At 41.4% G+C, this 25,555-nt stretch carries 23 protein-coding genes and 2 rRNA genes; 3 read left to right on the top strand and 22 right to left on the bottom strand.

Features of this window, described 5'->3' with window-relative positions; translation table 11 throughout:
- Both QMD82_04855 and QMD82_04850 read right to left on the bottom strand, forming a co-directional pair.
- Positions 1-1,395 (bottom strand): potassium transporter TrkG, encoded by a 1,395-nt coding sequence (locus QMD82_04855; protein ID MDI6851246.1) that lies wholly within the window; start codon positions 1,393-1,395, stop codon positions 1-3.
- A gap of 40 nt (positions 1,396-1,435) precedes the next feature.
- A complete protein-coding gene (locus tag QMD82_04850; GenBank protein MDI6851245.1) occupies positions 1,436-2,230 on the bottom strand; it encodes a hypothetical protein in 795 nt (264 codons plus the stop codon).
- 934 nt (positions 2,231-3,164) lie between these two features.
- Between QMD82_04850 and QMD82_04845 the strand changes: the two genes are divergently transcribed.
- Together QMD82_04845 and QMD82_04840 are read left to right on the top strand one after the other, a co-directional pair.
- Positions 3,165-4,235: a Na/Pi symporter gene (locus tag QMD82_04845; protein MDI6851244.1), complete on the top strand. Its 1,071-nt coding sequence runs from the start codon at positions 3,165-3,167 to the stop codon at positions 4,233-4,235.
- Positions 4,232-4,897: a PhoU domain-containing protein gene (locus QMD82_04840; protein ID MDI6851243.1), complete on the top strand. Its 666-nt coding sequence runs from the start codon at positions 4,232-4,234 to the stop codon at positions 4,895-4,897. The genes QMD82_04845 and QMD82_04840 overlap by 4 nt, the downstream gene beginning before the upstream one ends.
- On the opposite strand, the gene ispD is transcribed toward QMD82_04840, so the two are convergent.
- The 12 genes from ispD to groES are packed head-to-tail and all read right to left on the bottom strand — an operon-like array spanning position 4,894 to position 17,975.
- Positions 4,894-6,030, bottom strand: coding sequence for a 2-C-methyl-D-erythritol 4-phosphate cytidylyltransferase (gene ispD / locus QMD82_04835; GenBank protein ID MDI6851242.1), 1,137 nt, complete (start codon positions 6,028-6,030; stop codon positions 4,894-4,896). The two genes, QMD82_04840 and ispD, sit on opposite strands and share 4 nt — an antisense overlap.
- Positions 6,030-7,667, bottom strand: coding sequence for a sigma-70 family RNA polymerase sigma factor (locus QMD82_04830; protein ID MDI6851241.1), 1,638 nt, complete (start codon positions 7,665-7,667; stop codon positions 6,030-6,032). The genes ispD and QMD82_04830 overlap by 1 nt, the downstream gene beginning before the upstream one ends.
- A 2-nt stretch (positions 7,668-7,669) precedes the next feature.
- Positions 7,670-9,313 (bottom strand): DNA primase, encoded by a 1,644-nt coding sequence (gene dnaG / locus QMD82_04825; protein ID MDI6851240.1) that lies wholly within the window; start codon positions 9,311-9,313, stop codon positions 7,670-7,672.
- On the bottom strand, positions 9,300-11,255 hold the full coding sequence (locus tag QMD82_04820) for a hypothetical protein (protein ID MDI6851239.1): 1,956 nt from the start codon (positions 11,253-11,255) through the stop codon (positions 9,300-9,302). The genes dnaG and QMD82_04820 overlap by 14 nt, the downstream gene beginning before the upstream one ends.
- The gene (gene rpsU, locus QMD82_04815; protein MDI6851238.1) at positions 11,245-11,442 is read right to left on the bottom strand and encodes a 30S ribosomal protein S21; all 198 of its coding nucleotides are present in this window, start codon (positions 11,440-11,442) and stop codon (positions 11,245-11,247) included. Before rpsU ends, QMD82_04820 begins: the two co-directional genes overlap by 11 nt.
- A gap of 5 nt (positions 11,443-11,447) precedes the next feature.
- A complete protein-coding gene (locus tag QMD82_04810) occupies positions 11,448-12,173 on the bottom strand; it encodes an RsmE family RNA methyltransferase (GenBank protein ID MDI6851237.1) in 726 nt (241 codons plus the stop codon).
- On the bottom strand, positions 12,170-13,324 hold the full coding sequence (dnaJ, locus tag QMD82_04805; GenBank protein ID MDI6851236.1) for a molecular chaperone DnaJ: 1,155 nt from the start codon (positions 13,322-13,324) through the stop codon (positions 12,170-12,172). Before dnaJ ends, QMD82_04810 begins: the two co-directional genes overlap by 4 nt.
- A complete protein-coding gene (dnaK, locus tag QMD82_04800; GenBank protein MDI6851235.1) occupies positions 13,324-15,219 on the bottom strand; it encodes a molecular chaperone DnaK in 1,896 nt (631 codons plus the stop codon). The genes dnaJ and dnaK overlap by 1 nt, the downstream gene beginning before the upstream one ends.
- 20 nt (positions 15,220-15,239) lie before the next feature.
- On the bottom strand, positions 15,240-15,734 hold the full coding sequence (locus QMD82_04795) for a nucleotide exchange factor GrpE (protein ID MDI6851234.1): 495 nt from the start codon (positions 15,732-15,734) through the stop codon (positions 15,240-15,242).
- A gap of 23 nt (positions 15,735-15,757) precedes the next feature.
- Entirely contained in the window at positions 15,758-15,988 is a 231-nt protein-coding gene (locus QMD82_04790) for a zinc ribbon domain-containing protein (protein ID MDI6851233.1), read from the bottom strand.
- A gap of 59 nt (positions 15,989-16,047) precedes the next feature.
- Positions 16,048-17,670 carry a chaperonin GroEL gene (groL, locus tag QMD82_04785; GenBank protein ID MDI6851232.1) on the bottom strand — a complete coding sequence of 541 codons (1,623 nt, stop codon included), beginning with the start codon at positions 17,668-17,670 and terminating at the stop codon, positions 16,048-16,050.
- Between the two features lie 14 nt (positions 17,671-17,684).
- Complete coding sequence (gene groES, locus QMD82_04780) at positions 17,685-17,975, bottom strand: co-chaperone GroES (GenBank protein MDI6851231.1); 291 nt, start codon at positions 17,973-17,975, stop codon at positions 17,685-17,687.
- A 140-nt stretch (positions 17,976-18,115) separates the two neighbouring features.
- On the opposite strand from groES, the gene QMD82_04775 reads away from it, so the two are divergent.
- Complete coding sequence (locus QMD82_04775; protein ID MDI6851230.1) at positions 18,116-19,339, top strand: CinA family nicotinamide mononucleotide deamidase-related protein; 1,224 nt, start codon at positions 18,116-18,118, stop codon at positions 19,337-19,339.
- Here the strand turns inward: QMD82_04775 and rsmA are convergent.
- The 8 genes from rsmA to QMD82_04735 form a co-directional block, all read right to left on the bottom strand.
- A complete protein-coding gene (gene rsmA, locus QMD82_04770; GenBank protein MDI6851229.1) occupies positions 19,283-20,077 on the bottom strand; it encodes a 16S rRNA (adenine(1518)-N(6)/adenine(1519)-N(6))-dimethyltransferase RsmA in 795 nt (264 codons plus the stop codon). The two genes, QMD82_04775 and rsmA, sit on opposite strands and share 57 nt — an antisense overlap.
- 3 nt (positions 20,078-20,080) lie before the next feature.
- Positions 20,081-21,385 carry a transcription termination factor Rho gene (rho, locus tag QMD82_04765; protein ID MDI6851228.1) on the bottom strand — a complete coding sequence of 435 codons (1,305 nt, stop codon included), beginning with the start codon at positions 21,383-21,385 and terminating at the stop codon, positions 20,081-20,083.
- Positions 21,386-21,395: 10 nt separating this feature from the next.
- A complete protein-coding gene (locus QMD82_04760; protein ID MDI6851227.1) occupies positions 21,396-22,073 on the bottom strand; it encodes an HD domain-containing protein in 678 nt (225 codons plus the stop codon).
- Entirely contained in the window at positions 22,066-22,785 is a 720-nt protein-coding gene (locus QMD82_04755) for a geranylgeranylglyceryl/heptaprenylglyceryl phosphate synthase (GenBank protein MDI6851226.1), read from the bottom strand. Before QMD82_04755 ends, QMD82_04760 begins: the two co-directional genes overlap by 8 nt.
- Positions 22,757-23,941 carry an NAD(P)/FAD-dependent oxidoreductase gene (locus tag QMD82_04750; GenBank protein MDI6851225.1) on the bottom strand — a complete coding sequence of 395 codons (1,185 nt, stop codon included), beginning with the start codon at positions 23,939-23,941 and terminating at the stop codon, positions 22,757-22,759. The genes QMD82_04755 and QMD82_04750 overlap by 29 nt, the downstream gene beginning before the upstream one ends.
- Complete coding sequence (locus QMD82_04745; protein ID MDI6851224.1) at positions 23,942-24,340, bottom strand: SH3 domain-containing protein; 399 nt, start codon at positions 24,338-24,340, stop codon at positions 23,942-23,944.
- Positions 24,341-24,364: 24 nt separating this feature from the next.
- Positions 24,365-24,481: ribosomal RNA gene (gene rrf, locus QMD82_04740) — 5S ribosomal RNA — on the bottom strand.
- Between the two features lie 30 nt (positions 24,482-24,511).
- Positions 24,512-25,555: ribosomal RNA gene (locus tag QMD82_04735) — 23S ribosomal RNA — on the bottom strand; the annotation flags it as partial.

Here is a 25,555-nt window from a genome sequence, read left to right as displayed (position 1 = left end):
TCACCCCACTATATATCTGTCTTCCGGATAGCCTATCTCTATCTTAGTCCTTTCTATCATGTAGGTAGCCACCGAAAGAACACCAACCTTACCAATTATCATAAGTAAAATTATAATCCACTTGGAAAGTATATTGAAATCGGCAGAAAGACTTACATTATTGAAAACACGAGAGCCAGTTGAAAGGCCCACTGTACCAAAGGCTGAAACGGTCTCAAAAGCTATTTCTATGGGAGTGTGGAGTGAAAGCACATACTTGTCAAAAGACACAATTAAAAAGTAACTAATGAACAGATAGGTGGAGGAAAGAATTAAAATCAAAATTGCCTTTTCTACCGCTGCATCAGAAATTCTTCTCTTGAATAAATAAACATTTTTGTATCCCCTAAGGTGGTGAAAAATCCACAAAAAAGCAAGAGCAAAAGTATTCGTTTTAACTCCTCCCGCGGTCCCACCTGGACTTCCACCTATATACATAAGAAGCATAATTAAACTTAATGTCGCAGGCGCAAGAAGAGAGAAATCAACGGTATTAAAACCGCAGGTTCGAGGAGTAACAGACTGAAAAAGTGCTGCCAAAATCTTTTCTGAAGTTGAAAAGTTTCTGAAACCGTTGTTTATCTCGAGGAATAAAATTAAAATAAATCCCCCAACGACAAGGATAATCGTCCACGTAAAAACGGCCCGCGTATGGGTGGAAAACCGGAAGGTTTTTCCTGAAATCCTCTCGCCTGAATCTTTTCTTACAAATTTTTTAAGCAATTCCACTCTACTTTTGAAAAATTCCTTTAATTCATTAAGGACAAAGAATCCCAGCCCGCCTGTTATTATTAACAGGATAACAACAAAATTTACAAAAGGGTCGCCTCGAAAAGACATCAACGAATTGGAAAAAGTTGAAAATCCTGCATTACAAAAAGCGGAAATAGCCTGAAATACCGCGTGTTGAAAAGCAAGAATTGGTGGAAAATATTTTAAAAAAGCAAAGAACAACAATATTATTCCAATGGACTCAATAACCAAAGTATAAATCACCACCCGTTTGGCAAAATAAAAAGCAAAACCGGGCTTAAGTTCGGGAAATCCCTGGGCCATCATCTCTGGAAGAATCAAGCTCCTTCTCAATCGATGCAATAATACGCCCGCTACACTCATATAACCGATACCGCCAAGCTGAATCAAAGTAAGGATAACAGCTTTCCCAAACAAAGTGAAAAACACAGGTGTATCTTTCACAATTAAACCGGTCACGCATATAGCAGATGTTGCTGTAAAGAAAGCATCGGTAAAACACAGCGGCCCACGCCTTGAAAAAGGTAACAGTAAAAGTAATGACCCCAAAAATATGGCAGAAAAGTAACCCAACACGAGAAGCAAAAAGGCTCGCCGTTCCATAAAATTACAGTTTTGAAGAGAATTTATCTAACCAGCTATATTATATACCTGCTTTAAACCCAAGTGTAAGGCCAAACCTGTTGCTTCTATACGAGCCTTCAAGATACCCTTTAATCACCAGAATTTTGAACTCTATACCGCCAAAATAAGAAAGGGTATTGTTTTCAACTGCTTGTATTTCCTTTCTGGTGGAGTCACTCGTCGTCCAATAATTTGTGTTCAATGAATAAATATCGTAACTCGCTCCAAGATAAGGAGTTATAAAAAGAACGTTTTTGGAGACAGAAGCTCTGATTGAAAGATCCTTAAGACTCAGGCTTGTATAGAGGGTATCAAATTTAAAAGTGAGGTTTTTGTATTCGTGATTAATGAGGGCAACCGAGACAGCAGGAGTGGGAGGAACAAGCTGGTCTTTTAGAACTTGAACTTTTAAACCGTAACCAATGAGATAGGGAGATTCCTCAAAGTAATCGGATTTAATGAGTGTTGGAGCGTATTTACCAATTACATCAACCGCAAAAAGTCCCCTTAAAAGGGGAGTAAAAGAGAAACCCTTAAAGAGCCCGACTTCACCGTATATGTATGGGAAGACAGCAGGGAAAGATATTTCTTCAGAATTAATAGGATTGGTAAACTTAAACCAACTGGCATTCGCAGCAACACCCAGGTTAAAGTGAGGCAATCCGCCTTTGCATCCCGCATTGGATATTACCCCAGAAGAAATCAGGGCTGCAGCCTTGTCGGTAAGAGAAACAGCCATATTTTCAACACGTTCATCAAGGGTCTGGGCACCCAACACTCCTATTGTTAACACTAACATCAGCACTTTCTTCATACACCCTCCTTATATGTGTTTTAATTATAACCCAATCAGTTTTAACGGTCAATCCTGCAGCGTTTCCAAAAAACAATTCTTCCTGAAAAGTCTCATCTTCCTTTACACACGATGATGTTTCAAAAACTTAAAACTGCATCCCAGGGATACAAAAATTAACTTAGAAAAATGTCTTTTAACGCCTTTTCTTACTTCTTTTCAAATTTTACCCTTTATATAATACATTACACTGAGAAAGTTTCCGCATATTGTTCTCAGAGATTTCCAATACCCTTAGTATCAGGCTTTTTCTAAATAACCTTTCCTCTCTTTAATCAACATACCCTTAATAGCCTTTACCAACTTCATCTGTGCTTTCAACTTATTTATGTATATTTTCGCCTTTTTTTCTCACAGGGGAACCGACCTAATTCGGCGGTTGGGAAATTTTGAAAGTGCCTTCTTTAAACCAATTTTTTCTCATCCCTGTAGCCGTATATTCCACAATATACTCGGGTACCCGATGTCTGGCGCCGGACATCGGGTACCTGCTCATTCCTAACGATCTAACGTTCCATCAGCATAACCATCTGTATATCCCATCAAGTAGTCTTCACTGTATTGGCATCCAGGAGACAGGCACACACATACACATGCCTTCTGGGTCCTTGATACTACAATATCAGTTAGTATGTTTATCATATTGCACCTCCTTTTGGTTTTGCCACCTCGAGGCGACCGATTAATTGTAAAAAAAACGTCGAGTCAAATACCAAATTAACTCACTAAAAATTTTCACTAATTTAAAACATCGGCTCCAATTTATCCTATAGCGACTTCTGGGCAAGCCATCCCCCCTTTAAAATGACTTTCTCATGAAGCTATGGAACTTAAAATATAATAGAAAACTCCTAATTTCTTTGATTATTCAAGCACACCTCTTTAACATTATTTCATGTACGGTTTGATTCTTTTGATTTCCTTTTATTTTTTCTTTTTCAGCATTGAGCTTTTATCAAAGGGATTCCAACTTCTCGGTAGCGGTTTTGCAAATATGCTAATTCAGAACACTGCACACCCTTTAGTGGGTTTTTCCACAGGTCTCCTCGCAACCGCAATCTTACAATCATCCTCATCCACCACTTCCATTATTGTTAGCTTAATAGCAGCTGGAACTTTAAATATCAGAAATGCAATTCCAATGATCATGGGAGCCAATATAGGTACTACGGTAACAAACACCCTGATATCCCTTGCCCATCTTAAAAAAGGAAAAGAGTTTGAAAAAGCTATTCAGGCTGCGACCGTTCACGATTTTTTCAACCTTTTGTCTGCCTTTACCTTCCTCCCTTTAGAGCACTTCTTTCACCCTCTTGAAAAATCAGCTAATTTTTTGGCCCATCTCTTTAAAAACATGGGGGGGTTTAAGTTTGTATCTCCATTAAAAATTATCCTTGAACCGCTTATAAAGCTCCTTTTAAGCTCCCCTCTTAAAAAGTATCCTCTTGCCGTTATCCTAATTGCTGTGACAGTTTTACTAATCTCACTTAAATACATTGTAAAAAGCATGACAAAAATCTCTAAAAAATATGTGGACCGATATCTCAACACCATTTTCTTCAAAAACACAAGAACTTCGTTTATCTCTGGACTTGTATTGACTTCCATTGTCCAATCCAGTTCCTGTACAACCTCCCTTGCAGTTCCTCTTGCTGCTGTTGACCTTCTTGACCTTAGGAGGATCTTTTACTATACAATGGGAGCAAACATTGGAACCACTATTACTGCAATTCTCGCAGCCTTAATCACAAAAAGCCCGGCGGCGCTGGCAATCGCCTTTACACACTTGCTTTTCAATACATATGGCGTAATACTTAATACACTTATTTACAGGGAGCTACCTGTGAAGATAGCGAAGATTTTTGCCAAGATTGCAACAAAAAGGAAGGTTATTGCATTACTGTATACTATTATAATCTTTTATGTGGTACCAGCCATTATAATATGGTTAGGAGGTAGAAGATGAAAAGGAAACTGTGGGATCTTTTAAGAGGGAAAACCTTGCTCCAGGAGGCCTTTGAAGAAGGCCTTGAAATGTTGATCCAGGTAAAATATATGTACATTGAGACCAACAAGTTTCTATTCGAAGCAGTTGAAGAAGGCTTTGACCCTTACTCTATCGATAAAAAGGTAAACAAACGGGAAATAGAAATTAGAGAAAAGATTCTAAAACACCTTGTTTTTGGCGCGGATAAAGTGGATATTGCCTATGCCCTTTCTTTAAGCAGTATCATAATTGACATCGAGCGAATTGGAGATTATTGTAAAAACATGTTTGAACTTATTGAAATATACCCTGAAAAACTTGACGAAGATTCCTACATAAATAAACTAAAAAAGATTTCCGAGGACATTTCACACGAATTTGACGTAACCTATTTAGCCCTTAAGGAAGCTGATGAAGAGAAGGCTGAATACGTTATGAAAAAACATTTGGAAATAAATAAAGTCCTGGAAGAATTGCTTAGGGAAGTTTCAAAAGATGATTCCCTGAAGCCAAGGAAGGCAATAATAATAGCTCTATTAACAAGATATCTCAAAAGGGTTAGTGCTCACATTAAAAATGTTGCCTCATCTATAGTTAACCCCTATCCCAAAATAAGTTTCCAACCTGAAAGTGAATTTTAGGATTTAAATCTCAGAAGAATAATTGTTTCACATTCAATAAGCCGGGATTCGCCAACAGGGCCTACCATCTCTCCCGTCTTTGCCTTTATGTTAATTCTCTCTGGAGCGATTTCAAGAATCCTTGAAATTTTTCCCTTCATCTCTGGTATCAAGTCTCGAATCTTTGGCTTTTCCAGTTTAACAAAGGAGTCAACGTTAATTATCTCCACTCTGCTTTTCCACTTTTCCAGGATCTCTCCAAGAAGTTTTAAGCTTGAAACACCAGCAAATTTGGGATCGCTGTCAGGAAAATGGTATCCAATATCCCTATCCCCCACAGCGCCAAGAAACGCATCAATGATTGAGTGTACCAAACAATCTCCATCGGAATGAGCAACAGGACCAATTTCCTTTGAAACAACAACTCCGCCAAGGATCAAAGTCTTGCCCTGTTCAAGCCTATGGGAGTCATAGCCCAGACCCACCCTCAATCCCATCTCCCCTCCCAATAATTTTTTGAAATGGACGAGATCCTCCGGATATGTGATTTTAAAATTTTCAAAACTGCCCTCCACAACCTTTGCCCTTATTCCCAAAAGGTCAAAAACCATAGTTGATTCGTCAGTATATGTTTTCTGCGCTTTTTCATAGCATTTAAGGAGCAATTTCCTCCTAAAACCCTGTGGAGTTTGAATCAAATACAGATTATCTCTTTCCAATTGGGTAGAAAAAATTTCCGACTCAAAGTAACCTACGGTATCCCTTACGGGAATTCCCGGAACCACCGCATCAAACTCTTTAAGGCCGGCTATCACATTGTTTACTATTTCTTTGCTAACATTGGCCCTTGCAGAGTCGTGGATCAATACATACTCACCCTTTGCTTCGCGGACCCCATTGCGAACAGATTCACTTCTTTCTGCCCCTCCTTCAACAATGGAAGTAAGCTTATGAAACTTTGCCTTTAATTCCTCGCCCTTTGCGATGTTCTGCCTGCTTAACACAAGAACAACTTCTGAAATAAGAGGATGTCTTTCGAATACTTCAAGGGAATATTCTACAAGGTATTTTCCAAAAACTTCAACAAATGCTTTATCTCCACCAAACCTTTTACCCTGACCAGCAGCAACTACAATTGCAGAAAACTCTGACATTACTGATTAAAATCAGGGGGTTCAATTAATTGTCTGAGTCTTTGCATTCTCATAGGATGTTGCAATCTCTTAATAGCCTTCGCCTCAATCTGCCTTACCCTTTCCCTCGTAATGCCGAAAATCGCTCCAACCTCCTCAAGCGTTTTAGGTGGATGGCCATTTAGCCCAAACCTGTATTCAAGAATCTTCCTTTCTCTTTTGGATAAGGTTTGGAGAACCTCTTCAAGACGTTCTTTCAATATAAACTCTTTTGCATACTCAAGCGGATTATTTTCTCTATCAACGATATATTCAGCAATTATAGATTTCTCGTCGTGATCAATCGGTTTATCCATTGAAATTGGTTCCTTCTGTGCTTCCAGAGCCTGTTTCACCTTTTCAACGGTCAGGTTGGTAGCCTCTGCAATTTCCTCATAAGTAGGTTCCCTATCAAGCTCTTGCATTAAATATTTGATAGCCCTGTTAATTTTAGTTATAGTTTCAATCATGTGGATAGGGATTCTTATAACCCTTGACTGGTCAGCTATTGCCCTTGAGATGGATTGTTTAATCCACCAAGTAGCATAAGTGGAGAATTTGAATCCTCTTCGGTAATCGAATTTTTCGACAGCCTTGATTAAACCGAGGTTACCTTCCTGAATCAAATCACCAAACTCGAGCCCCCTATTCATGAACTTTTTCGCGATATCGATCACCAACCTCACGTTACCTTCGACCATCTTACACTTAGCAAACTCAAGCCTTGCGAAATACTCCCTAAGGCTCGCATAAACCTTGTCCGCTTCATCATAGGACATACCGATTTTTCCAATTCTTTGCTCCAGCGCACCTGCAGTCTCCCTCATAACATACATTAGTTCGCCAACTCTTTCCAAATCCCTGGGAGTTTTGTGAGGTTTATTCTTCAATTCCTCCTCTTCAGCCCTTAGTGCATTCAACCTCTCATAAAACTCTCTAATATTGTTGATTTCTTCCTCAAACTTAAAAAATATATCTTTAACCACAGAAAACCTTGGAGATATCTTTTCAATTTTTTCTGCAATCTTTTTCGCCATTTTTTCCTTTTCTTTTGAGAAAGACAGACTCTGGTACTCTTCAATTAGCTTTTTGAGCTCGCGAAAGCTTTTCTCCACTCTGTTTTTCTCTTTCTTATTCATCTCCCTTGATGTCCAGTAGTGTGAATCTACTTGAACAAGCTCCTCTATAGGGATAAAACCATCTAAACATTGCCTTATAAGCATATAAAATCTCTCAATTCCATAGGGGGTAGCAAAAAGCTCGCGAACTATACCTCTCCTCGCCTCATCGATCATTTTAGAATATTCTTGCTCCTCCTCTTTAGTAAGCAAACTAAGATGAGAAACTTGTTTCAAATAGGTCTTGGTAGGATCATCCCTTATCTGAGAAAACTCTTCCTTTTCCAAAATATCATGGTCAAACCTTTTCTTTTTCCTTGCTCTGAAAGATTCGTGAACTTCAATCCCCTCTTCCTGAAGCGCCATCATAACCTCTTCAAATTGCTCAGTACCAACCGGATATTGCAAAACCTTCTCAAGCTCATCGAAGGTAACTTTCTTTTCCTTTTTCGCCTTTTCAATAAACTCCCTGAATTTTTTATCTTCAAACAAGGTTTCCATAATTATCCCCCCATATTTTCCTTTTTGCTCTTAAAGTACTCGACCAAAATTTTTTCAATATTTTCCTTGTTTTCGAGCCTCTGTTTTAATAACATTTGCCTAACCTTTGAGGCTCGAATATCTCTAATTTTCTTGATAATTTCACCCCTCACTTTATCGTTCATTTCCCCAAGGTACTTCATTGCGTATTCAACTATCTTGCTTGAGCGAGGATGCTCCGATATAACCTCCTCGGGCGTTTTGCCCTCCTTCAAAGCCACATAAATAGTTTTTGCATCCTCACTCAAAAAATCCTCCGCCGATAGCTCACTTAATAATACTTCCCTAATTTCAGAATCTATCAGGGCAGAAACAGCAAGTGAAAAATCAACCCCCGTAATAACACTTTCCTTCCTGTGCCCACTGAGCAATTTCAAAACCTCATTTAATCCCACAGAGCCAATGCCAAAGGCTTTAGCTACTAAATCACCAAAATCCTTTCTCAAAACAGGATTTTCAATTTTTTGTACAGATTCCAGCAAATCCCTCACATTTGATGCCCTTTCCTCAATCGTAGTGCTTATGCGTAATATATATTTAGCAAAATCAACCGCACTGTCAAGGGCCTTGGCTACCTCTTCAATCCTTCCATTCTCCCATGCCTCAGCAGGGTCCTTTGAAAAGTCTAAATTTGCAATTAAAGGTATAACACCCTTTTCAAGAAGAACTTTAATACTCCTTAATGTTGCCCTTTTCCCTGCCTCATCACTGTCAAAAAGCAGAATTGCCTTTGAAAACTGGGATGATATGAAATTCGAATGATCCTCCGTTAAAGCTGTGCCCATAGGAGCGACACCTCTTTTGATTCCCATCATGAAAAGTGCCATGACATCAAAGTAACCCTCTACCACTACTGGGATTCCAGATTCCTTTAAGTCCTTTCTATTTGTATAATATCCAAAAAGTATCTCTCCTTTGCTGAAAAACTCTGTTTCCGGCGTATTTAAGTATTTGGGCTCGTCAGATTCTTTCATAGCACGACCGCCAAAGGCCACAACATTTCCAAAATGATCATAAATTGGTATAATAAGCCTATCTTGGAAGAATTCAGAATAACCGCCTCGCGGATTTTCTTTTATTAATCCAACCTTCAACATGCTATAGAAATCAAACCCCTTATTCTTCAAATAGGTGACCAACCCTCCGCCAGAGGCGTAACCCAACCCAAAGGTAAGAATCGCCTCCGTTGTAACTTTTCTTTGTTTGAGATAGTTTAAAACTGGTATGCCTTCTTCAGATTCATTCAAAACTTTCTGAAAATAGGCCTTCGCTTCCTTAAGGAGCAAAAGCTCTTTACTGCTTTTAATCTCTTCAACAATTTTAATACCCGCGATCTTTGCCAGTTCTCTTACAGCCTCTGCAAAAGACAATCCCTCTTTCTTCATCAGAAAGGTAAAAACGTTGCCCGATGCACCGCAACCAAAACAGTGATACAGCCCCTTTTCCGGATCTACATAAAAGGACGGAGTTTTTTCTGCATGGAAGGGACAAAGTCCTCTATAAGATTTTCCCGTTTTTTTGAGCTGAACATAGTTACCTATGATATCGACTATCGATACCGAAGCGCGAATTCTCTCAATTACCTCTCTAAAATTATCCTTTCTCATAAAGGTAACTAAGGGGAACCTCCATAAAAGTTTTTCCTATCTGTATAAGGGCTTTATCACGCCTAACTTCTTTCAAAACTCCCATAACCCCTACCGGCTTAATGAAATACTCTCTTTCTAATATAAAGTCAGCAGCAGGCTTCAATTCAAGTTCGTAGTTTTTCTCCATTTCAATCAGCTCTTTCTTAACTTCCCTTGCAACCTGCTTGATTTTATCCCTGTTTTCTTCTCTCCTTATTTCCTTCAGTAATTTGTCTACCTCTTCCCGGGCGCTGGCAACTATCTTCTGTGCGGTTTCCTTTCCAATCTTTTCTGCCCTTTTAAGTTTTTCTTCAAGAGAGGTAAGCTTTTCCCTATATTCGGCGGAAAGTTTTTCATATAGGGCTTCCTTTTCCTTCAAATTCTTGATTACGCTATCCAGTATAGCCGACTCACCTTGGACATACCCTTTTGCCTTAGCGATAATTTCTTGAGGTAACCCCGTTTTTTCTGCAATTTCAAAAGCATGACTGACTCCTATCTCGCCCACTTTTACTTTATATGTGGGCCTCTGTAATATAGGGTCAAACTCCATTGAAGCGTTTAACATTTCTTCATTCTGAGAAACCAGCAACTTCAAGGTAGTTAGATGCGTATTACCCAAAACCCACAAACCTTTAGATAAGAGGTGTTCAAGAACCGCATAAGCAATGCCTGAGGCTTCCTGAGGATCTGTGCTTGAAATCAACTCGTCAAAAAGCACAAGGTCACCTTCTTTTGCCTCTGCCAGAACTTCAATGATCTCTCTTATATAAGAGGTAAAGCTCGATTCCCCCTCAACCAAATCCTGTTCATCTTGGAAACCTACTGCAAAAACATCTTCAGAAAACATAAGCACCGCTTTTTCAGCAGGCACGGGAATCCCAGCCGTTGCCATAAGGTGAAAAAGTCCAACAGTTTTCAAAAGAACGGTTTTCCCACCTGCGTTAGGGCCCGAAACAAGAAAGACCCTCTTATCAATATACAAATTCAGTGGAACAACTTTATCAAAACCCATCGTACTAACCAATAACGGATGATAACCATTGACAATTTCAATAAAATCTTTCGAAAATTCCGGGTACTCGCACCTATAGTCGGCTTTAAAATTGGCAAGGGCATAATACAATTCAAGCTTACCTACATATTCCCATACAGAATAGAGGGCGTCTGAAAGCTTTCCAATCCTTTCACTGAGGTCGCGCCTTATACGATCAATCTCTTCTTTTTCCTCTTCCACAGCCCTCACGTAGCTGTTTTGAAGACTAACAACTTCAATCGGCTCCACGTAAACCGTTTCACTACTCTTAGAATAGCCGTGGATTATACCATCAGTTTTAAAATTAGCAATCAAAGGAATTACAAACCTACCATTCCTGATAGTTATTACAGCCTCACGCACAATACCATCGGCTTCCAGTTTTCTCAAAATTTTAGTCATTACCTCGTATATCTCACTTCTCAGTGAGATAACCTTTTGTTTTATCCTATAAAGCTCGGGAGTAGCGTCTATCCTGAGTTCCCCATCTTCGCTCACCATTGAAAATATCTGTTTTTTTAAGGACTTCAAAACCTCCGGACTAAGAAGAAAATCGCATGAATCTGAGAGTGACTCATATAATCTTGTGTAACCTTCTATGAAATCACCTATATCTCTTATCTCTTTAAAAGAAAGGGGGGCACCTGTGCTGGCTCTTCCTAAGGCCTTTTTTATATCAGAAAATTTTGAGAAGTCGAGCCTCATGCCTTTATGAATAGCCTTTTCAATCATCTGCGTCTTTTCAAAAATATCCTTTACCTCTTCTTTGTTCTTTCCCGGCATAAGGCTCTCTATCTGCTCTATCCCACAAGGAGATAAGATATAGGATTTCAATATCTCCTTGAGCTTTTCAAACTCTAATCTTTCGAGGGTTTTACTCCTCATTTCTCCTCATTTTACGAAGCATTCGCCTTCTTGCTGCCAGAAGTTCTTTCTTCTTTTTCTCAGAAGGTTTTTCATAATACTGATATTTTTTGACATCTTGAAGAATGCCATCAGCAGCCACAACCTTTCTGAATCTTTTTAGAAGGCTTTCAAAACTTTCGCCATCACGCAGTCTAACGCCAGACACAGAAATCACCTCCTTTTAATTTTTATAGTGCCCCCCATTCTAAAAATAATTAAAGTGGCTAAAGCCACCGCTGCGGTCTCAGCCTTTAAGACAGTTTCACCAAACCTGAAACCAGTGAACCCTGCTTTCAAGAGGGCCTCAACCTCTTTGCTCGTCAAATCACCCTCGGGCCCAATTACAATTAAAGTGTCACCCAATATAGAAGTTTCACAATCGAGGGGATTACCCTCCAAATACCCAAAAAACTTATGCTGGAATCCCTCTATTTTCAAAAGTTCAGGAAAACTTATCGGTTCAACAATAGTTGGTACTGTGGAACGATTGCTTTGCTTTACAGCTTCTCTCGCTATTCTCGACCACCTCTCTAACCTGAAACGCTTTTTAACGCTTCTTTCAAATAATACAGGTACAAATCCATTTACACCAAGCTCAGTACATTTTTCTATTAAATAATCGTTCGCCTTCCCGTCCGCTAATGGAGAAAAGGCAAGTGTAATTTTAAAAGGTAATTCGTGTTTTTTCAAATGATGCTCAAGTATTGTTGCTTTTAAAACTCGGCCACGTAAATTTATCTCATCAACTCGCGCAATAAACTCATTACCCTTCCCGTCAATAAGCCTGATAATTTCGCCTTTTCTAACTCGCCTTACCTTTACAAGATGGTGAAATTCCTCTTTATCTTTAACCAGCAGGGTATTTTCAACCTTTTCCTGATAGAAAGCGGAATTCATGAGGGTTTTGCGAATCTTGGAACTCTTTCCATCACCTCCTCTTCCTCTTTTTGCATTTGCTGAACCAACTCTCGATATTCCTTTGAAGGTTTTGTAGGAACTACTAATTTAATGTGAAAAAATAAGTCACCTCTATACCCATTTCTCTCCATACCATATCCTTTAAGTCGAATAGTTTCACCCGGTGCCGTTCCTGGCAAAATTTTAATTTTTAATTTTCTCCCATCAAGATGGGTAAATTCGAGCTCCTTACCCAGAACCAGCTCGGAATAGGTAACATTGATTCCAACATGGAGGTCCTCTTTATCTCTTACAAAAATCTCATGTGGCTTTTCTGAGATGGTTACAATCAAATTCCCCCTTTCACCGCCTCTTGGTCCCGCATGGCCTTCACCGGTGAGTATAAAGTACTCGCGGTCTCTGATGCCTTTCGGTATCCTAAACTCAATCTCCTTATCTTCACGCACCCTTCCTGAACCATTGCACTTGGGACAAGGATTAACTATTACCTTGCCTTCACCCTTACATTGAGGGCATACTGTTTCCCTAATAAATTGTCCGAAAAAAGTCGAAGACACCTCTCTTACTACACCCGAACCTTTGCAGACACTACAGGTCTCCACCTTCCCATCTAAACTTCCCGTCCCGTGGCAGGAATCACATATCTCCAGCCTTTTAAGCCTAATCTTTTTTACATCACCACGATATATTTCCTCCAGGGTCACTGGAAGGGTAATCTGAATATCCTCCCCTCTTACCTTGACACGCTGTCTTCGCGTTCCTCTACGAGTGTTAAAACCAAAAAAATCTCCGAAAAACTCATCAAAGAAATCAAATCCAAATCCAAGGTCTTTGAATATGTCTCTCAGGTCATCAAAGTGCGTAAAGTCTCTCCAGGTAAAATCACCCTGCTGGAATCTCGTCTTAACCCCTTCATGCCCGTACATGTCATAGAGTCTTCGTTTTTCGGGGTCAATGAGCACCTCATATGCTTCGCTTATCTCTTTAAATTTTTCCTCTGCTTCTTTTCTATTTTCAGGATTTCTATCAGGATGATACTTTATCGCCAGTTTCCTGTAGGCCTTTTTTATCTCTTCGGGGGACGCATCCCGAGGAACCCCCAAAATTTCATAATAGTCTTTTTTAGCCATTATTTCACCACTTCATAATCTGTGTCGTCGGGTTTATCCTTCTTCCCCTCGGTCGTACCCGTTTGTGCGCTGTTTCCATATTTTGCGTAAACTTCTTGAGCCACCTGTGACCACACCCTCTGAAGCTCCTCAAAATCCTGCCTGATCTTGTTGAAATCATCACCCTTCAAAGATTCCTTTAGCCTGTTTAGTGCCTCTTCAACTCTCTTCTTCTGATCTTCAGTTATCTTCTCGTGCATGTCTCTTAACCCTTTCTCCACCGCATAAACGTAAGCATCAGCCTGATTTCTAAGCTCAATAAGCTCTTTTCTCTTGCGGTCCTCTTCTTTGTATCTTTCAGCTTCCTGTACCATTTTTTCAATCTCTTCTTGAGTCAACCCGGTCCGTGCATGTATCTTGATAGAGCTTTCTTTATTAGTGGCTTTATCAACAGCAGAAACGTGCAAAATTCCATCCGCATCTATATCAAAGGTGACTTCAATCTGAGGCGTACCTCTCGGAGCAGGTGGAATTCCCATCAGCTCAAACTGACCAAGCAATCTGTTCTCCGATGCAATCGGCCTCTCACCCTGATACACTTTAATAAGGACGGAAGTCTGGTTATCTTCTGCAGTGGTATAGATCTTAGATTTTCTTGTAGGTATTGTTGTATTACGAGGAATTACCACATCAAAAATACCACCAAGGGTTTCCACTCCAAGAGAAAGTGGCACAACGTCAAGAAGCACGATGTCTTTATCTTGGTATTCGCCTGCTATGATGGCGCCCTGAATTGCAGCACCCACTGCAACCACTTCATCTGGATTTATGCCTTTATGGGGTTCTTTTCCAAAGAACTCTCTGACTTTCTGTTGTACCAGAGGCATCCTGGTCTGACCGCCAACTAAAATAACTTCATCAATATCCTGCGGCCTGAGTTTCGCATCTTCTAAAGCATGTTTGCAAATTTCGATGGTTCTTTCAATCAAATCCATAGACATAGCCTCAAGACGAGACCTCGTAAGAACCCTTTCCAGATGCTTTGGACCGGAGGCGTCGGAAGTTATGAAAGGTAGAGAAATTTGAGTTTCCATAAGAGTGGACAATTCTTTCTTGGCTTTTTCAGCCGCATCTTTAAGTCTTTGCAGAGCATTCCTATCACTCCTGAGGTCAATACCCGTTTCCTTTCTGAATTCCTCAATTAGCCAGTCTATAATTCGCTGATCAATGTCGTCACCCCCAAGGTGCGTATCACCGGAAGTCGCCTTAACCTCAAAAACTCCCTGATCCAGCTCAAGGATCGAAATATCAAAGGTACCTCCTCCGAGGTCGTAAACAGCAACCCTTATGGTCCTGTCCGTCTTATCCAATCCATAAGCAAGAGCAGCTGCTGTGGGTTCAGGGAAAACCCTTACAACCTCAAGGCCTGCTATAATTCCGGCATCTTTCGTAGCCTGCCTTTGGGCGTCGTTAAAGTGTGCAGGGACGGTAATTACAGCCTTTTTAACAGGTTCATTTAGATAAATTTCAGCGATTTCTTTCATATAGGCAAGAATCTTGGAAGAGATCTCTTCAGGGGTCACATTCCTCCCAATGGCAGGTATGTAGATTTCAACCCTATCATTTTTCCCTCTAACCACCTTATATGGAACTCTCCTGATATCAACCTCAGCCTCGTCATACCTCTTACCCATGAATCTCTTTACTGAAAAGACCGTATTTTCGGAGTTAAGAATTGCCTGTCTCTTGGCGATTGACCCGACAAGGACCTCTTGACCCTTAAAAGCTACGATAGAAGGTGTTATCCTTTCACCTTCTTTGTTGGTAATAACCACTGGATCACCACCAATAACCACTGCAACCGCAGAATTGGTAGTTCCAAGGTCGATTCCGATTATTTTTTCTTTCATTGCCATAGGCATCCCCTCCCAAAAATTCAGTTATTTTCCTGCTTTTTTTCTTTAGAAACCTTAACCCTTGCAGGGCGAATCAACTTGCCCCGTAAAATATAGCCTGGTTGGACTTCCTCCACTATCTTTCCAGGAGGAAGCTCATTTGTTTCTACAAGCTCAATAACCTCGTGTATTTTCTCATCAAAATCTCCACCACTTCCGCTCACCAGCTCGAGACCTTCCATACGTAAAACCTGCAAAAGTTCGTTGTATATCATTTCTACGCCTTTTTTAAAAACCTCATCACTGGTTGGAGTTTTAAGGGCAAGGCGGAAGTGGTCAAGCACAGACAATAGATTTCGGATAATTCGCTCGTTTGCGAAGTCAATATTTTTTTGCCACTCCTCTTTCATCAATTTCTTGTAGTTTTCAAATTCTGCTGCTTTCCTTAAAAACAAATCCTTAAAATTATCCCTTTCTTTTTCTAACTCAGTTATACGGTTATTTAACTCTTCTAACTCCTTTTTCAACTTCTTCACCCAGTGCTCCTTCATATCACTTCTTACTTCTTATCAGAACTTTCTTCCGTTGAAGCATTACAAGTTGAGCAAGATTTACCGTAATCATTCACATAGAAACCTGAACCCTTAAAGCTCAAACCCACACTTCCACTATAAACCCTAACAAGCTCTCCACCACACTTAGGACACTTTGTAGGAAGTGGATCCCCATTGTTATAAAGTTCTTCAAATACCCAACCGCAATTTTTGCATTTAAATTCAAAGATTGGCATAAACCCTCCTATAAAAAGAAAAGTTTTTGGGCGGGGCGAAGCCCCGCCCAAAAACTTATTTAGAACTCGTCATATCCGCCAGCGGGTGGCACGTTTTCTTTCTTCTTCTCTTTAATTTCTGTGACGAGGGCCTCAGTGGTAAGAAGGAGACCAGCAATAGAAGCAGCATTTTGGATAGCAATTCTTTCAACCTTTGTAGGGTCAATAATACCAGCCTCAATCATATCCTTAAATTCACCAGTAAGGGCATCAAAGCCGTGTGTTTCCGGCAACTGTTCAACCTTCTCAGCAATAATTGCACCGTTGTAGCCCGCGTTCTCTGCAATCTGTTTCAGCGGTTCAACAAGGGCCTGCTTTATAATTTCAACACCAAACTGCTTATCACCTTCCAGCTTAAGGTTTTCAAGTGCCTTCTTTGCCCTTATGTAAGCAACGCCGCCACCAGGTACGATACCTTCTTCAACAGCAGCCTTAGTTGCATGAAGGGCGTCTTCAATTCTAGCCTTCTTCTCCTTCATCTCAGTCTCAGTAGCAGCACCCACATAAATCACTGCAACGCCACCAGCAAGTTTTGCAAGTCTTTCCTGCAATTTCTCTCTATCGTAATCGGACTTGGTCTCTTCAATCTGAGCCTTTATCTGTGCAATCCTGGCCTTAATATTCTCTTTAGAACCATAACCCTCAACAATGGTTGTGTTATCTTTATCTACAACAACCCTCTTGGCTCTGCCGAGGTCACTGAGCTGAGCGGATTCAAGTTTCATACCAGCCTCTTCGGAAATCACCTTTCCACCAGTCAGTATAGCAATATCCTCAAGCATAGCCTTTCTTCTGTCGCCATAGCCCGGTGCCTTAACCGCACAGGCTTGGAGAACACCTCTAATTTTGTTCACAACAAGGGTGGCAAGGGCTTCACCCTCTACATCCTCAGCAATTACAAGGATTGGTTTACCTTGCTGAGCAACCTTTTCTAAAACGGGAAGGATGTCTCTGATGGAGGAGATCTTCTTATCGTAAATTAGAATGTAAGGATCCTCAAGGACACATTCCATCTTCTCGGGATTGGTAACAAAGTAAGGGGAAATATAACCCCTATCAAATTGCATCCCTTCCACTATTTCAACGTATGTTTCAATACCCTTAGCCTCTTCAACAGTTATAACACCATCTTTACCAACCTTATCCATCGCCTCAGCAATCTTTTCTCCGATTTCCTTGTCGTTATTAGCAGAAATCGAGGCAACTTCGGATATCTCTTTTCTTCCCTGAACCTCTCTTGACATCTTCTTAAGTTCTTCAACAACCTTATCAACCGCAATATCAATACCTCTCTTAATCTCAATAGCGTTGGCTCCAGAAGCAATATACTTCAGTCCGCTTCTGAAAATAGCTTCAGCAAGAATCGTTGCTGTGGTTGTACCATCACCTGCAACATCTGAAGTCTTGGAAGCCACTTCTCTGACCAGCTGCGCGCCAAGATTCTCAAAGGGATCTGGCAATTCAATTTCCTTAGCAACGGTGACACCGTCTTTGGTAATTGTTGGAGAACCGAATTTCTTTTCAAGAATAACATTTCTTCCAGCAGGGCCAAGGGTGGCTTTCACAGCCTTTGATAACTTTTCGACACCCCTTAATAACGCCCTTCTACCCTCTTCATCAAAGATAATTTCTTTTGCTGCCATTTCCTACCTCCTTTTTAACCCTCTATTATGCAAAGAATATCGTCCTCTCTCATTACCAAGTATTCTTCGTCACCCACTTTGACTTCTGTACCTGCATACTTTGAGAAGAGGACTTTATCTCCAACCTTTACCTCAAGAGGAATTCGGTTTCCTTTTTCGTCAAGTCTTCCTGGACCAACAGCAATAACCTCCCCTTTCTGGGGTTTTTCTTTTGCTGTATCGGGAATAATGATTCCTCCTTTCTTGACCTCTTCCTCCTCTATCCTTTTTATAACAACTCTATCTGCCAGCGGTCTGAGCTTCATATATCCACCTCCTTTTAGAGCGAAATTGATGTTATATTAAATATAGTTAATTGGTATGAATTGTAAAGGGGGCCTTAAAATATCTGAGAAATGGTTCACAAGGGGTGAATGAACAGGCAAACGGTAGTAAAATTCTTACCATGAAAGCTGTAATTATAAATATAGGTAGTGAACTTTTAAGGGGCGTTGTGGCAAACTTAAATTTGCAAGAACTATCAAAGATTCTTTTTATTAAAGGGATAACGGTAAAAAAAAATACCGTTTTACCCGACGATAAAGACATCATTGTTCGTGAAATTGAAAACTATATAGGTGAGATTGATCTTTTAATAGTTACAGGCGGTTTAGGCCCAACCCACGATGATGTCACAAAAGAGGCCATTGCCAAAGCTCTTAACATAGGTTTAACCTTCTCCGAAAGCCTTTACCACTCACTGAAAGAAAAGTTTAAAAAATACAACATACCTGAGACAGAAAGCCTTAAAAAATACGCAATAATCCCAAGTGACTCAGAAATCCTTGATAACCCCCGTGGGATTGCACCAGGGCTGAAACTCACCGTTCAAAACACGACTATTTTACTCCTGCCTGGCCCACCAAGCGAGGCCAAAGAGATCTTAAGCGAGTTCTTAGAAAAATTCGTTAAAAAAGAGCTTTATTGGAAATATATAAGGACCTATGGACTAAAAGAAAATGAAATTCTGGAAAAATGTGAAGGGGAGCTCAAATCCGTAGAATCGGGTTTATACCCGCATATCAGAGGCGTTGACATCTTCCTGAGCTCAAATAGTGCAGAATTTATAGATACAATTTCAAAATCTGTAATCAACAAACTCAGTAAAAACGTATACACCACAGACCTAAAGAACATCGAAGAAATTATCGGAGATAAACTTAGAAATCGAAAATCCACAGTGGCAACGGCGGAATCTTGTACCGGCGGACTTTTGGGCAATCTCATAACCAATGTACCAGGAAGTTCTGATTACTTTGTGGGTGCCGTTGTAACCTATTCAAATGAAGCTAAAATAAATATACTTAAAGTTCCCGAAGCCATTATCAGAAAACATGGAGCGGTTTCAAAGGAATGTGCTTTCTATATGGCAATTAATGCCAGGGATCTCTTTAAAACCGACTTTGGTATTTCCATAACAGGCATTGCAGGCCCTACAGGGGGAACTCCTCAAAAACCAGTAGGGCTCGTATACCTTGGAATAACAACAAACAGAGAAACTTATGTATTTCAGCGGATTTTTGGTGGCACAAGAACAGAGATAAAACTAAAAAGCGCCTTAGAATCCCTGTACTTATTGAACCTTATCCTTGACGGGCACACATTCCCGGAAAATATTTTCAAAATCTGAGATAGTCAACTCCTCGGGTCTCTTATCGAGGTAACTTGGGAAAATTGCTTCCAAGGAAGGAGCGTAATACCCCATAGCCCTCAAAAGGGTCCTCAATTTCTTCCTTCTCCCTTCAAAGAGTCTGCGAACAAACCTTTCAAGGTCTCTCATATCCTTAACCTCTTCTTTCCTAAGCAGTTTAAGGAAAGCTGAGTTTACAAGGGGAACGGGATGAAAGCAATACCTCGAAATATTGAATTCTATATGGGGAGTATAGTAAAGGTTAACGAACACGGTAAGCGAACCGTAGACCTTGTTCCCGGGTGATGCAGTAATCCTTTCTGCTACTTCCCGTTGTACAGTCAAGTAAATCTCTGGGAAATATTGTCTATTATAAATCAACTTTTCCAGTATGGGAGTTGTAATGTGATATGGAATGTTAGATATTACCTTAAGCTCGGAAATTCCAAACTTGCTCAAAATTTCCTTCAAATCAACCTTTAAAAAGTCTGCGTTAAAGAGGAACAGCCTATCATCCACAAAGAGAATAAAATCCTTTTGCAAAAATCTAAAAAGTTCCTCGTCAACCTCAATCGCAATGATCTTTGCTCCCGCTTTCAAAAGTTCTGAAGTAAGATATCCCTTTCCTGGACCTACTTCCAGGACCCACTCACCCTCCTTAACGCCCGCATCCTCTACAATTTTCTTGAGAATATTTGTATCGGTAAGGAAAACCTGAGAAAGTCTCCGTCGAGACATCAATTAGACCTCAACAAACTCATCGTAAACGTGCTCGATAAACTCAGCATTATTCGTAAATATTTGCATCTTGCTCTGAAGTCGAAGCATAGCATCAATTGGATCCAGCTCAGAAAGTACCTTACGGATCGCCCATATGCGTCTCAAAACCTCCCGGTCAAGGAGTAGCTCTTCCCTTCTTGTACCAGACTTATTAAGATCTATTGCAGGGAAAATTCTTCTATCCGCAAGCCTTCTATCGAGAACCAGCTCCATGTTTCCCGTTCCCTTAAACTCCTCAAAGATCACTTCATCCATCTTCGAACCCGTTTCAATTAACGCAGTAGCAATAATTGTAAGAGACCCTCCACCTTCAATATTTCTTGCAGCCCCGAAAAACTTCTTGGGTTTAACAAGAGCAGTTGAATCTATACCACCCGACAAGGTCCTACCCGAATGCGGTGTCACCACATTGTAGGCTCGTGCTAATCTGGTTAAGGAATCAAGAAGTATTACAACATTTTCTCCTAACTCTACAAGTCTTTTTGCCCTTTCAAGGACGATTTCTGCAACTTTAGTGTGCCTCTCCGCCGGCATGTCAAAGGTAGAGCTTATAATCTCATCCGCGTCCACATTTCTCTTAAAGTCGGTCACTTCTTCAGGCCTCTCGTCAATCAAAAGCACAATAAGTTTTACCTCATCTCTGTGATTCTTCAAAATTGAATTGGCTATTTTCTGTAAAAGAACCGTTTTACCAGCCCTCGGAGGGGAAACAATGAGTCCCCTTTGTCCCATACCAATGGGAACAAAAAGATCAACAATCCTCATGGAAATATCGTTTTCGTTTGGTATCTCCAAATTGAATTTTCTGGTTGGGTAGAAGGGAACCAGCTCTTCAAATTGGGGCCTCGACCTTAATTCTTCTGGTAATTTTCCGTTAACCCTCTCAATCTGAGTCAGGGCCATGCTCTTATCGCCTTCCTTAAGTTTTTTGGCATATCCGACAACGTGATCACCCTCTCTCAACCCATAAGATTTGATGGTAGCATAGGATACGTAAATATCATCATCACTTGGCGCGTAATTTTTCTCTTTTTTTCGAAGGAATCCAAATATCGACTTCCTACCCTTTTCTCCTTCCTTCTCCTGTTCAATAATCTCGAGAACGCCTTCACAATACTTTATGCCATTTTGTGCTGCCTGGTGCTCAAGAATTTTCTCAATGAGATCTTTCTTCCTGAGCTCCTCGTAATTTTCAATGGACAGCTCCTTTGCTATCTCATAAAGCTCGCTCAATTTCTTCTTTTCCAACTCTTTAACGTCGAACATTTCCTCCCTCCTAAATCATCGGGGTATTATTGATATACAGATGAAAAACCGCATCGAGGGTTTTAGCTGCTCGATGGGCAACCATTACCCTTGACATAAAAATCTGGAAAAATTCTACAACAGGTGCAATGTTGGTATCAATTTCAATTTCATAGGTTATTGACCTCTTCTCAGGGTCAACCAATATTTTAGAACTCGTTGCAGCAAAATTCACCCTATCGTGGATATCTACCTTCAAATTTTCCCATATATTTCCTATTTTTCTCACTCTGCTTCTATGTACATCCGCTTTGTCAGCCAGTATCAGGGCAGCAGAAAGGATCGAAGAGGGAAAGCCATCCTCTTCATGATGATTTCCAATAGCCATCATCACGTCCGCAACCTGATCCACCGGAAATCCCCTGCGCCTGAGAAGGTCACCTGCAATAATGGCACCAACCTGCGCATGATGCTCCCTGTTAACGAGATTGCCTACATCGTGTAGAAGGCCTGCAATCTCTCCAAGCTTTTTCAAATTTTCACCATAACCGAGCATTTCAAGAATTTGACCTGTTCTTTTCGCAACCCAAGTTACATGCCTAAGTCCATGCTCTGTATAACCCATTGCCTCCAATTGGGCATCAGCCTTTTTTACGTAAGTAACGACTTCTTCATCGTGAAGTAGGTCTTGATACGTCAGTTTAACCATATAACCTCCTCAAAAACTCTGGATCTTCTTCCAGTTTATTCCCTATAACTACAAAATCAGCGCCGTTTTCAAAGGCTCTCAAAATTTTCTCCTCCGTATTCAAACCTCCCCCCACAATTAGGGGAATGTTAACGCTATCTTTAATATTTCTTATGACCTCACCTGGTACAGGATTTAGTGCGCCAGAACCCGCCTCAAGGTACAACAGTTTAAATCCAAGATATTCTGCGGCCAGTGCATGGGCTACTGCTAAATCCACCTTATCTCGCGGTAAAGGACGGGTACCGGATACAAATTCCACCGTTGTGGTTTTACCGGAATCGAAAAGAAGATAGGCAGTCGGAATTGCCTCAAGTCCATACCTCTTTACAAGAGGGGCCATTTTCACCTGTTCATCAATCAAATACTGTGGATTCCTTCCGCTCAAAAGAGAGAGAAACAAAATGGCGTCTGCACCTTTAACCACCTGGCAATGGGACCCCGGGAAGATAATAACGGGCTTAGAGGTATTACTCTTTAGCCTGCTAATGAAGTCTTCCATATCGGACCTGACAAGGAGGCTACTTCCTACAAGAAAGCCTAAAACCTTCTCTTGATTCTCATAAAGAGAAAGTATTTTAAAAACTTTCTCATCATTGAGCTTATCTGGGTCTAAGAGGACCAAGACCTTCTTCTTTTCGCCATTATGAAACAATCTTTCGTATAAACTCATTTATTTTACTACCCCCATAGGAAAGCAAAACGCCAAACAGTCTTGGGGAAACACTTAGAACCAATTTTAAAGCAGATACCGCATTTATGTCTTCCAGATACTGCCCATCTAAATTCCTGCTCAAATCTTTGAAAACCTCAACAAGTTCTTCTCGTTTCAAAGAGTAAAAAACCTTTTTTACCAGAGTTGAAATCTGATAATCCCTACCCAGAACCTTTTTCAACCTATCAGAATAAGACTCTGGATTACCTTCAATTATTGATTCTGCAGCAATTTTTCCGGAGATGTAAGCGTTAGCGATTCCACCACCCGACATAGGATCCGCAAGCCTTCCCGCATCGCCCACTAAAAAAACTCCATCCTTATAAACCTCTTCTTCAAGTCCTCCCCACGGAACAACACCCTTTAAACTTCCCAGAATTTTCCCCTTAGGGAAATAATTTTCAAGGAAAAGGGTTAAGCCCATTTCGGCAGAAGACCATGAAGTATCAACACCCACGCCCACATTGGCAAATCCCTTCCTTTTAGGAAATATCCACCCATAGCCACCAGGAGTAAGTTTTTCAGAATAGTAGAAGACAATGGTATCTGCTTCAATGCTTTCATCAAAAAGGTATACCTGGGAGCAGTAATGAACAAAGCCTTCTTTCAACTCAGCCCTGATACCCGCCTTCAAGCCGACGCCGGAACCCGGTCCATCAGCGCCTACCACATATCTGGAAAGAAACTCTTGAGTTTGACCACCCCGATTTACAAAAACCTTATAGTAGTCGCCATCTCTTCTGAGGTCAAAAAACCTTGAATTGATAAGCGGTACAGCACCTTTTTCTACAGCCCTTTCGAAAAGTAATCGGTCAAAAATCTTCCGCTCAAGGACAAATCCAAAAGAATCCTTGGAAAGTACTGTAAAATCAACCTCATTTTCAACAATGATTCTTATCTTTTTAATTTCTGATGCTATTCCACGCTCAGGTTTAACGAGATCGTGGAATCCTTTTGAAACCCCCTCTGCACATAGAATATTTCTGCCCACCTCGCGATCCTTTTCAACAATAAGGATTTTTCTACCGGAACCTGCAAAATGATAAGCAGTTGAGCTTCCTGCAGGACCTCCACCGATAACAATTACGTCATAAATTTGCTGTGTTGAAACCATCTACTTCCCAGGAACAAAACGAAGTAAATAAGAAGAAACCCACCCAGTATCCCCATCTTGATCAACAACTTTTATCCATTGTCCCTTGAAGCGCTCGAGAAAAATAAAGTGCTCATCAACATTTGTGTAACTTTTAAGTATCTCAGAGCCTTTGTCAGGTTTTGAATATAAAGGAACCGAAAGGGAATACTTTTTCATGTCACTTTTTACTTCCGGCGCAAACGCCATTTTCAGACCGGGTTTCTCGTATAAATTAGGCTTTCTAAATAGAGAACAGATCATCAGCAAAATCGCCAAAACCCAAATTCCATGTTTGAAGTACCTGAAATATTTACCTTCTTTCCAGAAAAAACTTCCGGAACCTCTGGAAAAAATGTTTTCATTTTTAAAAAGTTTCATGAAAAATTAAATAGAAATTTGTAACCCGGGCTGCGACCTACTCTCCCACACCCTCGCGGGTGCAGTACCATCGGCCCTGGAGGGCTTAACTTCCGGGTTCGGAATGGAACCGGGTGTTTCCCCTCCGGCATGGCAGCCCGGGAATAAATAAGACGAAAGTGGTTGAGGTAGGTGGCTAAGACTCTCGGCCTATTAGTACCGCTCGGCTCAATCCCTTACGGGACTTACACCTGCGGCCTATCAACCCGGTAGTCTTCCGGGGGCCTTAGCCAACCGCATAACCCAGCTTGCGCCAGGTTACCGGTTGACGGGGTACCTAATCTTGGGGCGCGCTTCCCGCTTAGATGCTTTCAGCGGTTATCGCCTGGAGACGTGGCTACCCAGCGCTGCCCCTGGCGGGACAACTGGTACACCAGAGGTCTCCCCACCCCGGTCCTCTCGTACTGGGGGCAGCCCCCCTCAAGTACCCTACGCCCGTGGCGGATAGGGACCGACCTGTCTCACGACGGTCTGAACCCAGCTCACGTACCCCTTTAATGGGCGAACAGACCAACCCTTGGGACCTTGTCCAGCCCCAGGATGGGGTGAGCCGACATCGAGGTGCCGAACCGGGCCGTCGATGTGAACTCTCGGGCCCGACTAGCCTGTTATCCCCGGGGTAACTTTTATCCGCTGAGCGATGGCCCTTCCACACGGTACCACCGGATCACTAGGCCCTGCTTTCGCACCTGCTCGGCCTGTCGGCCTCACAGTCAAGCCCCCTTATGCCCTTGCACTCTGCGCACGGTACCGTCCGTGCTGAGGGGACCTTTGGGCACCTCCGTTACCCTTCAGGAGGTCACCGCCCCAGTGAAACTGCCCACCAAGCGCTGTCCCCCCACTCGATCCAGAGTGGCGGGTTAGGATTCCAACACTTCAAGGGTGGTATTTCACCGGCGCCTCCACCTCCCCTGGCGAGGAGGCTTCACAGGCTCCCACCTATCCTACACATGAAGTGCCAGAACCCAACGCCAGGCTGCAGTAAAGCTCCACGGGGTCTTTCGGTCCTGCCACGGGTAGGTGGCATCTTCACCACCACTACAACTTCACCGAGCTTCCCCCTGAGACACCGGCCCAGTCGTTACGCCATTCGTGCAGGTCGGAACTTACCCGACAAGGAATTTCGCTACCTTAGGACCGTTATAGTTACCACCGCCGTTTACCGGGGCTTCGGTT

This window comes from bacterium, assembly GCA_030019025.1.
Lineage (GTDB): Bacteria > Hydrothermota > Hydrothermia > UBA1063 > UBA1063 > UBA1063.
The sequence above is the reverse complement of the archived record's forward strand: the minus strand, read 5'-3'. Positions and strand labels throughout refer to the sequence as shown.